This is a genomic window from Polaromonas sp. (assembly GCF_012927485.1).
Lineage (GTDB): Bacteria > Pseudomonadota > Gammaproteobacteria > Burkholderiales > Burkholderiaceae_C > Polaromonas.
Genome location: NZ_JABBPC010000009.1, coordinates 87,224 through 101,996, shown reverse-complemented (window position 1 = coordinate 101,996; position 14,773 = coordinate 87,224). Strand labels below are relative to the sequence as shown.

9 protein-coding genes are annotated in these 14,773 nt (G+C 57.0%); 6 read left to right on the top strand and 3 right to left on the bottom strand.

Annotated features, from left to right (window positions below; all coding sequences use genetic code 11):
• Nucleotides 1–218 precede the first annotated feature (218 nt).
• From carA to HHJ16_RS03060, 4 genes are all read left to right on the top strand, one after another.
• On the top strand, nucleotides 219–1,391 hold the full coding sequence (gene carA, locus HHJ16_RS03075; protein ID WP_293640524.1) for a glutamine-hydrolyzing carbamoyl-phosphate synthase small subunit: 1,173 nt from the start codon (nucleotides 219–221) through the stop codon (nucleotides 1,389–1,391).
• Entirely contained in the window at nucleotides 1,384–4,614 is a 3,231-nt protein-coding gene (carB, locus tag HHJ16_RS03070; protein ID WP_293640522.1) for a carbamoyl-phosphate synthase large subunit, read from the top strand. Before carA ends, carB begins: the two co-directional genes overlap by 8 nt.
• Nucleotides 4,615–4,749: 135 nt before the next feature.
• Nucleotides 4,750–5,226 carry a transcription elongation factor GreA gene (greA, locus tag HHJ16_RS03065; RefSeq protein ID WP_293640520.1) on the top strand — a complete coding sequence of 159 codons (477 nt, stop codon included), beginning with the start codon at nucleotides 4,750–4,752 and terminating at the stop codon, nucleotides 5,224–5,226.
• Entirely contained in the window at nucleotides 5,226–5,672 is a 447-nt protein-coding gene (locus HHJ16_RS03060; RefSeq protein WP_293640518.1) for a DUF4149 domain-containing protein, read from the top strand. The genes greA and HHJ16_RS03060 overlap by 1 nt, the downstream gene beginning before the upstream one ends.
• 14 nt (nucleotides 5,673–5,686) lie before the next feature.
• On the opposite strand, the gene folD is transcribed toward HHJ16_RS03060, so the two are convergent.
• From folD to HHJ16_RS03045, 3 genes are all read right to left on the bottom strand, one after another.
• Entirely contained in the window at nucleotides 5,687–6,562 is an 876-nt protein-coding gene (gene folD, locus HHJ16_RS03055; RefSeq protein WP_293640517.1) for a bifunctional methylenetetrahydrofolate dehydrogenase/methenyltetrahydrofolate cyclohydrolase FolD, read from the bottom strand.
• 90 nt (nucleotides 6,563–6,652) lie between these two features.
• Nucleotides 6,653–7,279 (bottom strand): response regulator transcription factor, encoded by a 627-nt coding sequence (locus tag HHJ16_RS03050; protein WP_293640515.1) that lies wholly within the window; start codon nucleotides 7,277–7,279, stop codon nucleotides 6,653–6,655.
• A 33-nt stretch (nucleotides 7,280–7,312) separates the two neighbouring features.
• A complete protein-coding gene (locus tag HHJ16_RS03045; protein ID WP_293640514.1) occupies nucleotides 7,313–9,880 on the bottom strand; it encodes a PAS domain-containing sensor histidine kinase in 2,568 nt (855 codons plus the stop codon).
• 312 nt (nucleotides 9,881–10,192) lie between these two features.
• Between HHJ16_RS03045 and aceE the strand changes: the two genes are divergently transcribed.
• On the top strand, nucleotides 10,193–12,952 hold the full coding sequence (gene aceE, locus HHJ16_RS03040; protein ID WP_293640513.1) for a pyruvate dehydrogenase (acetyl-transferring), homodimeric type: 2,760 nt from the start codon (nucleotides 10,193–10,195) through the stop codon (nucleotides 12,950–12,952).
• A 59-nt stretch (nucleotides 12,953–13,011) separates the two neighbouring features.
• Nucleotides 13,012–14,694: a dihydrolipoyllysine-residue acetyltransferase gene (aceF, locus tag HHJ16_RS03035; protein WP_293640512.1), complete on the top strand. Its 1,683-nt coding sequence runs from the start codon at nucleotides 13,012–13,014 to the stop codon at nucleotides 14,692–14,694.
• The last annotated feature ends 79 nt before the right edge of the window (nucleotides 14,695–14,773 follow it).

Below are 14,773 nucleotides of genomic sequence, written 5' to 3'. Positions count from 1 at the left end.
GGGGATGTTGACACTGCCAGGGAAAGCGCTGCCTACTACTAAGTAGTCGTGCCTACCGCCAGTGATGGTATGGGCAAGTTATAATTCAAGGCTTTTCAAAACATAGCTTCGCCCGAGCGCAAAAAAAGCCAAAACCCTCACAAAAGCAGCCTGCAAGCGTCTTTACCGAGACTTTTCTTGTGCACGCTTGGGCGAACCGTAATAAATCGGAGAACCCAGTGCTTTTGTCTCTACAGGGAAACACCCCTCACGCCATTCTGGCGCTCGCAGACGGCACGGTCTTTATCGGCAATTCGATTGGAGCTGCGGGCTCCACGATCGGCGAGGTGGTGTTCAACACCGCCATGACCGGCTATCAGGAAATCCTCACGGATCCGAGCTACTGCCAGCAGATCGTTACCCTCACGTATCCTCATATCGGTAACTACGGCGTCAATGCCGAAGACGTTGAAGCCGACAAAGTCCATGCCGCGGGTCTGATCATCAAGGATCTACCGCTGCTGGCATCTAACTTTCGCATGTCCATGACCTTGTCCGACTACTTGGTCAAGGAAAAAACAGTGGCGATCGCAGGGATTGATACGCGCCATCTGACGCGCCATCTGCGCGTTCATGGTGCACAGAACGGGTGTATTCTGGCGCTCGCCGCTGGTGAGGCGGTGAGCCAGTCCGCCATTGACAAAGCCGTGGTGGCCGCAAAAAGCGCACCCAGCATGGACGGTCTGGACCTGGCCAAGGTCGTGTCTGTCACGCAAACCTACGAGTGGACGCAAACCGAGTGGAGACTCGGCTCCGGTTACGGCGAGCAGATCACGCCAAAATTTCACGTCGTCGCTTTTGATTTCGGAGTGAAGAAAAATATTCTGCGGATGATCGCTGAACGCGGCGCGCGCATCACGGTAGTGCCGGCGCAGACTTCGGCTTCCGACGTGCTCAAACTTAAACCCGATGGTATCTTTCTGGCCAACGGTCCCGGTGACCCAGGGGCTTGCGACTACGCCATTGCGGCCGTTCAGGAATTAATTGAAACCGGTATTCCGACGTTCGGTATCTGTCTCGGCCACCAGATCATGGCACTGGCGGGTGGTGCCAAAACATTCAAGATGAAGTTTGGTCACCACGGGGCCAACCATCCGGTCAAGGATCTGGACAGCGGCCGAGTCAGCATCACCAGCCAAAATCATGGTTTCGCGGTCGATGAAAAAACGCTGCCTGCCAACCTGCGCCCTACGCACATCAGCCTGTTTGACGGGACACTGCAGGGCTTGGCACGCACCGACAAGCCCGCGTTCTGCTTTCAGGGACATCCAGAAGCATCGCCCGGCCCTCACGATATTTCGTATTTGTTCGACCGCTTCACGGCACTCATGGAGCAACACAAAAATGCCTAAGCGTACAGACCTCAAATCCGTTTTAATCATTGGCGCCGGCCCGATCATCATCGGCCAGGCCTGCGAGTTCGACTATTCGGGCGTGCAGGCCTGCAAAGCGCTACGCGAAGAAGGCTACAAGGTCATCCTGATCAACAGCAATCCCGCGACCATCATGACTGACCCGGCCACCGCCGACGTCACGTACATCGAGCCCATCACTTGGCAGACGGTTGAAAAAATCATCGCCAAGGAGCGGCCCGATGCCATTTTGCCGACCATGGGCGGCCAAACGGCGCTTAATTGTGCGCTGGATCTCTGGCGCAACGGCGTGCTCGACAAGTACAACGTGGAGCTGATCGGCGCCAAGCCCGAAGCCATCGACAAGGCTGAAGACCGCTTGAAGTTCAAGGACGCGATGACCAAGATTGGTCTCGGCTCCGCTCGCTCGGGCATCGCGCACAGCATGGACGAGGCGTGGGCAGTGCAGAGAACAGTCGGCTTTCCAACCGTGATTCGGCCCAGCTTCACGCTCGGTGGTACCGGAGGCGGTATCGCCTACAACCCCGAGGAGTTTGAGGTGATCTGCAAACGCGGCATTGAAGCCTCTCCGACCAGCGAACTGCTGATCGAAGAGTCCTTGCTGGGTTGGAAGGAGTACGAGATGGAAGTCGTCCGCGACACGGCGGACAACTGCATCATCGTCTGTTCGATTGAAAACCTGGACCCTATGGGCGTACATACCGGTGACTCCATCACCGTGGCACCGGCCCAGACGCTGTCCGACAAGGAATACCAGATTTTGCGCAATGCGTCTCTGGCGGTGTTGCGTGAGATTGGTGTGGACACCGGCGGCTCCAATGTGCAGTTTTCCATCAATCCGGTAGACGGTCGCATGGTGGTGATCGAGATGAATCCGCGCGTCTCGCGTTCTTCCGCGCTGGCTTCCAAGGCAACTGGTTTTCCGATCGCGAAGGTGGCTGCCAAGCTGGCCATTGGCTATACGCTCGATGAGCTGCGCAACGAAATTACGGGGGGCGCTACGCCTGCCAGTTTTGAGCCCAGCATCGATTACGTCGTAACCAAGATCCCGCGTTTTGCATTCGAGAAATTCCCCGCAGCTGATTCACGCCTGACCACCCAGATGAAGTCTGTTGGCGAAGTCATGGCTATGGGCCGTACCTTCCAGGAGTCGTTTCAGAAAGCCCTGCGCGGCCTGGAAGTCGGCGTGGATGGCATGAACGAGAAAACCCAGGACCGCGAAGTGCTTGAGAAAGAGCTCGGTGCGCCAGGCCCTGACCGCATCTGGTATGTCGGCGACGCCTTTGCCATGGGAATGAGCGTGGATGAAGTGTTTGCGCTGACCAAAATAGATCCCTGGTTTCTGGTGCAGATTGAGCAGATCGTCAAGATCGAGCTGGAGCTGGAGACCACCTCGCTCGATAAAATTGATGCTGTCACGCTGCGGGCGCTGAAACAAAAAGGATTTTCAGATCGTCGTTTGGCCAAGCAATTGAAAACGACCGATACCGCCATCCGCGAAAAGCGCGTCGCGCTGGGTGTGCGCCCTGTTTACAAACGGGTGGATACCTGCGCGGCGGAGTTTTCGACCAACACCGCTTACCTGTATTCGACCTACGAGGCCGAGGGCAGCGAGTGCGAGGCCGCACCGACCAGCAACAAAAAAATCATGGTGCTGGGGGGAGGTCCGAATCGCATCGGTCAGGGTATCGAGTTCGACTACTGCTGCGTCCACGCGGCCATGGCGTTGCGCGAAGACGGCTACGAGACCATCATGGTCAACTGTAATCCCGAGACGGTGTCCACCGACTACGACACCAGTGATCGTCTTTACTTCGAACCGCTGACGCTGGAAGACGTGCTGGAAATAGTCGACAAAGAAAAACCGCTGGGCGTCATCGTTCAGTACGGTGGCCAGACCCCTTTGAAGCTAGCGCTGGATCTGGAAGCCAACGGCGTTCCCATCATCGGCACGTCACCCGACATGATTGACGCCGCCGAAGACCGTGAGCGCTTTCAGAAGTTGCTGCACGCGCTGGGCCTGCGCCAGCCGCCCAATGCCACAGCACGCGCCGAGCCCGAAGCGCTGGAAAAAGCCGAGGCGCTGGGCTATCCCCTGGTGGTTCGTCCCAGCTATGTGCTTGGTGGACGCGCCATGGAAATCGTGCATGAACAGCGTGACCTGGAGCGCTATATGCGCGAAGCGGTCAAGGTCAGCCATGACTCGCCGGTGCTGCTCGACCGCTTTCTCAACGATGCGATTGAATGCGATGTCGATTGCATTCGCGACCCCGAAGGCAAGACGTTTATTGGCGGCGTGATGGAGCATATCGAGCAGGCGGGCGTACACAGCGGCGACTCGGCGTGCTCATTGCCGCCGTATTCCCTAAGCGCCGAAACCGTGACCGAAATCAAGCGCCAGACTTCCGCCATGGCCGAGGCGCTGAATGTGGTCGGCCTTATGAATGTCCAGTTCGCGATTCAGAACATTGGCGGCAAGGACGTTATCTACGTGCTGGAGGTCAATCCACGCGCATCGCGTACTGTCCCGTTCGTGAGCAAGGCCACTGGCGTTCAGTTGGCCAAGGTAGCCGCACGCTGCATGGTGGGTCAGTCGCTGGCTTCGCAGGGCATCATCAACGAAGTCACGCCCCCTTATTTCAGCGTGAAAGAAGCGGTCTTTCCCTTCGTTAAATTTCCAGGCGTGGACACCATTCTCGGCCCCGAGATGAAATCGACCGGTGAGGTGATGGGCGTGGGCAAGACCTTTGGCGAGGCCTTTGTGAAATCTCAAATCGGCGCGGGTACCAAGTTGCCGCGGGCTGGCAAAGTCTTTCTGACGGTCAAGAACAACGACAAGCCGCGTGCCGTCGAAGTGGCGCGTGCCTTGGCGGCGATGACATTTGAGTTGGTCGCTACCAAAGGCACAGCCGCAGCCATCACGGCGGCTGGCATCGCTTGTGGTGTGGTCAACAAAGTCACGGAAGGCCGACCGCACGTGGTGGACATGATTAAAAACCGTGAGATCGCACTGGTGATCAACACGGTGGAGGAGCGACGCAATGCAATTGCCGACTCGCGGCAGATCCGTACCTCGGCATTGCTAGCCGGCGTCACCACCTTTACCACCATCGCGGGTGCTGAAGCGGCTGTCGAAGGCATGAAATACCTGGACAACCTAAAGGTGTATTCGATTCAGGAACTTCACGCACAATTGGGTTAATTCTTGGGTGGGTTGCTAGAGTGATTTCCCGACTAATTAAGCATTTAATCACCCCACATTTGCATTAAACTTAATTCGATCAAACACGCCGCCGCCAGATGCCTGGTGGCGGTTTCGCTTTTGCAGGAGCAGAAAATGACAACCCTACCTATTACCAAGCGCGGCGCAGAAAAACTGAAGGCCGAATTACACAACCTTAAAACGGTTCAGCGCCCTTGGGTCATCAACGCGATTTCCGAGGCCCGTGCCCAGGGTGACCTGAGCGAAAACGCCGAGTACGAAGTTGCCAAGGATAGGCAGGGCTTTATCGAAGGTCGCATCCAGGAAATCGAGGGCAAGCTGTCTGCCGCCCAGATCATTGATCCGTCAACCTTCGAGGCGGGTAGCCGGGTCGTGTTTGGCTCGACCGTGAAGCTGGAAGACGAAGCCACCGGTGACAGCGTGACCTACCAGATCGTGGGCGAAGACGAGGCCAACATCAAACTCGGGCTGGTCAACATCGGTTCTCCGATTGCCCGCGCATTGATTGGCAAGGACGAAGGGGATACCGCTGAGGTGCAGGCACCGGGTGGGCTCAAGCGCTACGAAATTGTGACGGTCAGCTACATCTGATGCGCTTGCCGATCCGTCAGAGCCTTGCCTTTTTGGCCGCGTCCCTCTGGTGGGGAAGTTTGACGGGTTTGGGTTTTGTCGTGGTTCCTCTGTTGTTCCTGCATCTGGAAAGTCCGGCGGCGGCTGGTGCCATGGCCGCAAAACTTTTTACAGCACAAACATGGCTCAGCACCGCCTGCGCCATGTTGATACTGCTGGTGTTCAACAAAAGAGATGACGAGACTATCGCGCCCTACGCCGCGACGGTCATGAAATTTGTAGTGGTCGGCTTGCTGCTGACCTTGCTGGTCGAATTTGGTGTGGCCCCGCGTATCGTCAATGCCCGGGCCGAGGGCGGCGACCTCAGGCTCTGGCATGGGTTGGGAAGTGCCATGTACCTGGGCCAGTGGTTTTGCGCCGGATTCGCGCTCTGGCATTTAATTCGGCGACCAGACAACGCGGGCTGACTGGTCGGCAACCGCTATCGGTTAGCCGTGGCGTCGCTGCGCTCCGCCGCTTCCAGCGTGTTGACCAGCAGCATGGTGATGGTCATGGGTCCGACGCCGCCTGGCACCGGCGTGATGTAGCCGGCGACTTGCCGGACGCCTTCAAAATCCACATCGCCGCAAAGCTTGCCGCTCTCGTCGCGGTTCATGCCGACGTCGATTACCACCGCACCCGGTTTGACCATGTCGGCAGTGAGCACGTTGCGTTTCCCGACCGCCGCCACAATTACATCAGCCTGAAGCGTCATGGCTTTCAGTTCGCTGGTGGCGCTATGGCAAATCGTCACAGTGGCATTTTTCTGCAGCAGCATCAGCGCCATGGGTTTACCCACGATGTTGCTGCGGCCAATCACCACGGCGTGTTTGCCGCGCAAATCGTAGCCCTTACCCTGGTTGAGACTTTCCAGCATCTTCATGCAGCCGAAGGGCGTGCAGGGCCAGAAACCCGGTTGGCCGACCATCAGCGCGCCCGCACTGGCGACGTGAAACCCGTCAACGTCTTTGGCGGGGGAAATGGCTTCAATCACCTTGTGCGCGTCGATGTGAAGAGGCAGAGGAAGTTGAACCAGGACGCCGTGAATGGACGAGTCATGGTTCAGGGCATCGATTCGTGCCAGCAAGTCAGCTTCGGAGAGCGTGGCGGGAAAGCGCTCCAGCACGGAATACAGTCCGTTGTCTTCGCAGGCCTTGACTTTGTTGCGTACATAAACTTGGCTGGCAGGATTCTCACCGACGACGATCACGGCCAGGCCAGGGGTGATGCCGCGTGCGCGCAGCGCCGAAGCGCGCTGCGCAACTTCAGTACGGAGTTGTTTGGAGAGGGCGATGCCGTCGATCAGTTGTGCCGTCATTTGTGTGCCGTTTTTCCAAGTAAAAAAGCCCGTCATTCCAGGAGTAACGGGCGCAAGCAGCTATTAAAAAATAGCAGTTTGTTTTTCGATTCAGGTTTTTTGAACGTTGGACCCCAGGGCTATCTTGAGTAAATCAGCCACGGTATTGGCATTCAGCTTTTCCATGATGTTGGCACGGTGGGCTTCCACGGTTTTAATGCTGATGCCCAGGTCGTCCGCGATCTGCTTGTTCAGGCGGCCTGCGACGATGCGCTCCAGCACCTGAGCCTCGCGCGAGGTGAGTTTGGCCAGCAGCGCGTTGCGACTGGCGGACTGCTGGTGATCGCTGAAAACTCCTTTGGCCTCCTCCAGCATACGTTCCACCAAATTTACGAGCGCTTCTTCTTCAAAAGGTTTCTGGATGAAATCCATGGCACCTTTCTTCATGGTGTTCACGGCCATGGGCACGTCGCCATGGCCGGTGATGAAGACGATTGGCAGCGGCGAATTGCGTTCAACCAGACGGTCTTGCAGTTCCAGACCGGTCATGCCGCCCATGCGAATATCAACAATCAGGCAGGCCACCTCGCGCGCGTCGTAGCGGCTCAGAAAGCTTTCGGCAGAATCGTAACAGCGCACTCGATAATCTTTGCCTTCGAGCAACCATTGCAGGGAGTCGCGCACGCCTTCGTCGTCATCGACAACATAGACCGTACCTTTTTTTGGGATCAAGCTCATACCGTACTTTCTTCGTAAACTTTTCGAGGGGTCTCAGCGAATGCCTGCGTCCTTGACTGCTTCGTTATCAATAGCAGTTGTCGCCGGTGGAAGCAGCGGTGCCACAGGAATCCAAAAAGTGAACCGACACCCCACTACCTCTTCGCCATTGTAGAGGTTGGCGGCCTCCATCCGGCCCTGATGAGATTCAACAATACTTCGGCACAGTTTCAGACCAATGCCCATGCCTTCCGCCTTGGTTGAATAAAACGCATCAAATAGGCGCGTCATGACTTCCGGCGACAGCCCACAGCCCGAATCCAGGACTGAAAACTCCACCACATTCTGGTCTTCAATTTGCTTCGGTACCACGCGCAGTTCAACACTGCGGCGGGCTGCGGGCAAGTGGGCTTGCGCAATGGACTCGGCTGCGTTTTTCATCAGGTTGATCAGCACCTGTTCGATCAAAATCGGATCCACCATGATCTCGGGCAAGCGCGCCGCAATATAGTGGCTCAGCCTTACATGGTGGCGCCTGAGTTCGATCTCGCCCAACTCCATTGCGTTGCTGACCATGGTGGCAACATCGGCCGGCATGCGATTGGGCTCGCTGCGTTTTACGAACGAGCGAATTCGCTGAATGATCTGGCCGGCACGGTAGGCCTGTTTGGCAGTTTTCTCAAGCGCGATCAGCAAGTCTTCGTTACTGATTTGCTGGTCCTTGATGCGTGACACCATGCCATTGCAGTAGTTGTTGATGGCCGTCAGCGGCTGGTTCAGCTCGTGGGCCACACTCGACGCCATTTCGCCCATGGTGATCAGGCGGCTGGCGGTTTGAGCGCGTTCGTTTTGTTGTGCGGCCTGCTCTTCGGCTCGACGTCTTGGGGTGATGTCGGTCGCAATCACCATCTGTGCGAGGCGCCCGTCCACCCAGGTCAGGTAGCGCGAACGAACCTCCAGCCATTTCTCCAGCTCCGGCACAAAGATCTCGGCGTTCTCCGTTTGAGCTGCGGTAAGCGTGTCGGTCGGAAGACCGGCGAGACCATCCACCGCATCGAGCGCATCGTTCGTCGGTGCGGCGGTCGGCACACCCGCTTGGGCAATCAGGTTCATGTGCCCGGACACCTGGCCGTCAAACCAGGACCGGTACAGCTTGTTGGCAAACAGCAGCTCTTCGCTGCCCAACGGGGCGACGGAAACGGCAGCGTCCAGCCCCTCGAGTACCGTTGTGAAGCGTTCATAAGAGGCCGACAGCTCTTCGCGAACACGCTTTGGTTCGGTGATGTCGGTCATGGAGGTCATCCAGCCCGTTTGCAGTCCCCGCGGATCAATCAACGGCGATACATACATTCGAGCGTCAAAGATCTCGCCGTTTTTGCGCTTGATCCGGATCTCGAAACCAGCGGAGGGTGTCCTACCGTGCAATTCGTCGTCGAGTCGAGCCATCATGATGTCAACCTCGGCCTCAGGCCAATGGGGAAAGGGGGGCGTAAGCCCCACTAATTCTCGTTCTGTGAGGCCTGTCATTTTGCAGAAAGCTGGGTTGACATAGGTGATGCGGCCCTGCAAATCCAGTGCGCGCATGCCGGTCAGCATGGAATTTTCCATCGCGCGGCGAAAGTGGGTCTCGGAAAGCAAGGCTTGTTGGGCCTGCACGCGACGACGGGTGTGACGCCAGGTGCCCAGCAGCATCCAGACGGTGAGTGCGCTCAGCGCGCTAACCAGCCAGAAAAAACCGCTACCCACCACCCCGAGCGAGGCCCGGTAGCCCTCGGCTCGTATCAACAGGCCGTTGCCTACCGGGGAGACGGGCATCTCGTATTCGGCTGCGCCCGCAGACCAGGGCACCAGGCTGGCTGCGCGGTTGCGCGGCGGTGGCAGGTTGCCTGCCAAGACCAGGTTTTTATCGTCCATCAGGGTCACTGCGTATTTGGCCGTGACCTCGGTGGGAACGCCAAAGCGCAGCAGCCCGTCGATCGAGTACTCGCCCATGATGACGCCGGAAAATCTTCCCTGGTCGTCGAGCGGTACCTGCAGTTGCAGGCTGGCCGCGTTGTAGCCGTTGGGGTCCTGAGCGACCACAGGGCGGGAGTAAACCGGCTGCCGCAGGTCCCGCGCCAGTTCATAGGTACTGGTGGCCTCGCCGTTCTTGAGCTGCTCACCTGTATTTCGCAGCTGGCTGGCATTGGCACTGGGTGATGCGTAGGTAATCTTGATGTACCGTTTGCTGTCGACCCAGCTGACGGCCATCAACTCCGGATACTGATTGACCAGGGCTTCGGCCTGGATCAGAAATTCTTCGGCGCTGATCTCTTTGTTCGACACATCCCGGCCGATGCGCATGAGCTGCTCTTGTCTTTCAAGAAGGCGTAAACGAAGACGTTGCTGGGCGTACTCCAGGTCACGTGTGACGGCTTGTTGCTCGCGGTCAATTTCTTCAATGCGCAGGTAGCCGAATGCTGCAATAACGGCTGCCAGGAAAAGCACAACGGCCAGCAGCGGGCCCAGTGTCATAAAACGATCTTGCCGTGCCGGCGACTGTTTGCGCCACCAGCGCCGCCATAACGCGAAGGGCACAGAGCTACCTGTGAGATTGGCGGGAGAAACGGCTTGTTTTGACATAAGGAACATTGTGGAGTTTAAGGTAACGCGTTGTAGGAATCAGGGTTGACCCTGATCGCTTTCAAAGTGAACCTCCCAAGAGTTGGCCAGGGGCGCTGAGCTGACGGTTTCTTCATTCACACGCACTGATTAAATTGCATAATATGAAATCAATATGCACCATTTGAAATTATTTAAATAGTATGAGAAACTGAAAACTTGAATCCAATTTGCGTTTAAAACACGCTTTGGATGCAGGCGCACTGTCCAGCCAAGAGGTTGTGTTGCCGGTTAACAAGCGATTAGTATTAGTGTTACTCAGGAGACAAAGAAATGGCTGCCATTCCGAAGAAAGAAGATGAAGCAGGTTCTGACAACCTAAAAGCTGGTTCCAGTGCTGCGCCGGACAATGACACGCAGGAAACTCGTGAGTGGATGGACGCGCTCTCGGCGGTGATCGACAGTGAAGGCCCTGAACGCGCCCACTTTTTGTTGGAGCAACTGCTTGAACACGCTCGCCAGAAAAGCATTGACATGCCTTTTTCGGCCAATACAGGTTACGTCAACACCATTGAGCCCGACCAGGAGGAGCGTTGCCCCGGCAACATTCAGATCGAAAAACGGTTGCGCTCTTACATGCGCTGGAATGCGATGGCAATGGTGGTCAAGGCCAACCGTCTCCACCCGGCCGACGGGGGTGATCTTGGTGGCCATATCGGCTCTTTCGCTTCTCTGGCCAGCTTGTTCGGTGCGGGGTTTAATCACTTTTGGCACGCCGAAAGCGAGAAGCACGGCGGTGACTGTCTTTACATTCAGGGCCACTCTTCTCCAGGTATTTATGCCCGCGCTTACCTTGAGGGCCGGTTGACCGAAGAGCAATTGCTGAACTTTCGCCAGGAAGTCGGTGGCAAGGGCTTGTCGAGCTACCCGCATCCCAAGTTGATGCCCGAATTCTGGCAGTTTTCTACGGTATCCATGGGCTTAGGGCCCTTGATGGCGATCTATCAGGCGCGTTTTCTTAAATACCTGCATGCCCGTGGAATTGCCAACACCGAAAACCGCAAGGTATGGGTATTTTGCGGCGACGGTGAAATGGACGAGGTCGAATCCTTGGGTGCCATCGGTCTGGCCGCCCGTGAAAATCTCGACAATCTGGTTTTCGTCATTAACTGTAACCTGCAGCGGCTTGACGGCCCCGTTCGAGGTAACGGCAAGATTGTTCAAGAGCTTGAAGGTGAGTTCCGCGGTGCTGGCTGGAACGTCATCAAGCTGCTCTGGGGAAGCAGCTGGGACCCCTTGTTGGCGCGCGACAAGGAAGGCATTCTGCGCAAGATCATGATGGAGACCAATGACGGCGACTATCAATCTTTCAAGGCGAACGATGGTGCTTACGTGCGCAAACATTTCTTCGGCCGCGATCCGCGCACCCTGGAAATGGTCGCCAAGATGAGTGACGACGATATCTGGAACTTGCGTCGGGGGGGGCACGACTCGGACAAAGTTTATGCGGCGTTTCACTCCGCAGTTAATCACCAGGGCCAGCCTACGGTATTGCTTATCAAGACCGTCAAGGGGTTTGGTATGGGCAAGATTGGGGAGGGCAAAAACAATGTCCACCAGACGAAAAAGCTGGGAGATGAGGACATCAAACTCTTCCGTGACCGGTTCAACATTCCGATTCCCGACAGCCAACTGGCAGCCATTCCTTTTTACAAACCGGCCGACGACACGCCGGAGATGAAGTATCTGCATGAGCGGCGCCAAGCGCTCGGCGGCTATCTGCCTACCCGCCGTTCAAAGGCTGACGAGAGCTTTACCGTCCCGGCGCTGGAGACGTTCAAGGCTGTGCTTGAGCCCACCGCCGAAGGCCGCGAAATATCCACCACGCAGGCCTACGTACGTTTCCTCACGCAGTTGCTTCGCGACCAAGCACTAGGCCCCAGGGTAGTGCCGATTCTTGTGGACGAAGCGCGTACGTTCGGCATGGAGGGATTGTTCCGCCAGATCGGCATCTACAACCCCGCTGGCCAGCAATACACACCGGTTGATAAAGATCAGGTGATGTATTACAGGGAAGACAAGAAGGGCCAGATCCTGCAGGAAGGCATCAACGAGGCGGGCGGCATGTGCAGCTGGATCGCAGCGGCGACCTCTTACAGCACCAACAACCGGATCATGATTCCGTTCTATGTGTATTACTCGATGTTCGGGTTTCAACGCTTTGGGGATTTGGCGTGGGCCGCTGGGGACATGCTGGCGCGTGGTTTTCTGCTGGGCGGCACCTCGGGCCGTACCACGCTGAACGGCGAAGGTTTGCAGCACGAAGACGGCCACAGTCACATCATGGCGAGCACGATACCTAACTGCGTCAGCTATGACCCGACCTTCGCCCATGAGGTCGGCGTCATCCTGCATCATGGCCTCAAGCGTATGGTCGAGAAACAGGACAACGTCTATTTCTACATTACCTTGCTCAATGAAAACTATGCGATGCCCGGTCTCAAGGCCGGCACCGAAGAGCAGATCATCAAAGGTATGTATTTATGCAAAGAGGGCACCAACAAGCTGCCAAAGGGCCTGTCAGGGACCGTCCCGCGGGTGCAGTTGCTGGGCTCTGGCACCATCCTTCGCGAATCGATTGCGGCGCAAACCTTGCTGGAAAAAGAGTGGGGTGTTGCGGCTAACGTCTGGAGCTGCCCAAGCTTCAATGAACTCGCTCGCGACGGCCAGAACGTCGAACGCTGGAACCTGTTGCATCCGCTTGAGACCACGCGCGTGCCGTTTGTAGGCGAGCAGCTTGAAAAACACACCGGCCCCGTGGTTGCGTCAACGGATTACATGAAAGCTTATCCCGAACAAATTCGTTCCTTCATCCCCAAGGGACGTGCTTACAAAGTATTGGGTACCGACGGCTTTGGACGAAGCGATTTTCGGACCAAACTGCGCGAACATTTTGAAGTCGATCGCCACTACATTGTGGTTGCGGCCCTGAAGGCCCTGAGCGAAGAAGGTACGGTGCCCGTCGCCAGGGTTGCCGAAGCTATTTTGAAATATGGCATCGACGCAGACAAGATCAATCCTCTTTACGCGTGAGGCGTAAGAACCGAACAGAAACTTGAGCTGAAAACTAAAAGCAACCCGAGAGAAAAATCATGGCATTGATAGACATTCAGGTTCCTGACATCGGGGATTTCGACGAAGTGACGGTGATTGAACTTCTCGTCAAGCCGGGCGATACCGTCAAGGCTGAACAATCATTGATTACGGTGGAGTCCGACAAGGCTTCTATGGAAATACCCTCCAGCCACGCGGGGGTGGTGAAGACGCTCAAGGTCAAGCTGGACGACAAGGTCAAGCAAGGGTCGATTGTCCTGACGCTCGAAGTGGCGGGCGCCGAGTCCGAAGTTGCCCCGGCACCGATGCCCGTAGCCGACGCTAAAACTAAAGCCAATGCCGCCTCGGACCCTCAGCCTGCGCCGTTGCCTGCTGGCGCACCAGCGGCGTCAGCCAACGGCTCGATAGAAGTGCGCGTACCTGATATTGGCGACTTCAAGGATGTTGCGGTGATCGAGGTACTGGTGAAGGTGGGAGACACCATCAAGGCCGAACAATCACTGATCACGGTAGAGTCCGACAAGGCCTCCATGGAGATACCCTCCGCCGCCGCAGGGGTGATCAAGGAGCTCAAGGTCAAGCTGGGCGACATTGTGAATATCGGCGACTTGTTGGCCATGCTGGAGGGTTCGGTTTCACCTATAGCGGCTCCATCGGTGCCATCGGCGCTATCGACTGCATCGGTATCCGCTGACTCCACACCCGAATCAGTACCCGCACCAGTAGCCGCAGCCGCAGCCGCAGTTGCGACCATGCCTGACCATGCGCCTGCTACTCCCCCGGTCGGCGGGTTGCCGCACGCCTCTCCCTCCGTGCGCAAGTTTGCCCGCGAGCTGGGCGTACCATTGGCCGAAATCAAGGGGACCGGCCCCAAAGGCCGCATCACGCCCGACGATGTTCAGGCTTTCACCAAAGCCGTGATGCTGGGCGCTACCCGTACTCAAGCGCAAGTGGCCCAGGCGCCTACACCTTCTGGTGGCGGCGCAGGGCTGGATCTGCTGCCATGGCCCAAGGTGGACTTCACCAAATTTGGTCCGGTCGAGCGCAAGGACCTGTCGCGAATTCAGAAAATGAGCGGCGCCAACCTGCACCGCAACTGGGTGATGATTCCGCACGTCTGCAACCACGATGATGCGGACATCACCGAGCTCGAAGCCTTCCGTGTCCAGATGAACAAGGAAAACGAGAAGTCTGGCGTCAAGATCACCATGCTCGCATTTCTGATCAAGGCTTCGGTGGCCGCGCTGAAGAAGTTTCCCCAGTTCAACGCGTCGCTCGATGGCGATCAACTGGTAGTCAAGCAGTATTACAACGTTGCCTTTGCGGCCGACACGCCGAACGGCTTGGTGGTGCCGGTGATTAAAGAGGCGGATAAAAAGGGCATCGTGCAGATTTCTCAGGAAATGGGCGAACTTGCCAAGAAAGCGCGGGAGGGCAAGCTCAGCCCGGCCGACATGCAAGGCGCGTGCTTCACAATTTCGTCGCTGGGCGGCATTGGCGGGCGTTATTTCACGCCCATCATCAACGCCCCCGAGGTGGCGATTCTGGGCGTCTGCAAGAGCCAGATCGAGCCAGTTTGGGACGGCAAGGCCTTCCAACCGCGCCTCATGCTGCCGCTTAGCTTGAGCTGGGACCATCGGGTCATCGACGGTGCCTCCGCCGCGCGCTTCAACGCCTATTTGGGTCAGATTCTGGCTGACTTCCGTCGTGTTCTTTTATGACGCTCCGTGTGATGAATGAAGCAGCGGCGGCCGGCGATGCCGGTCTGACTGCTCGTTATGAGTTCGACAAGCATTCTGC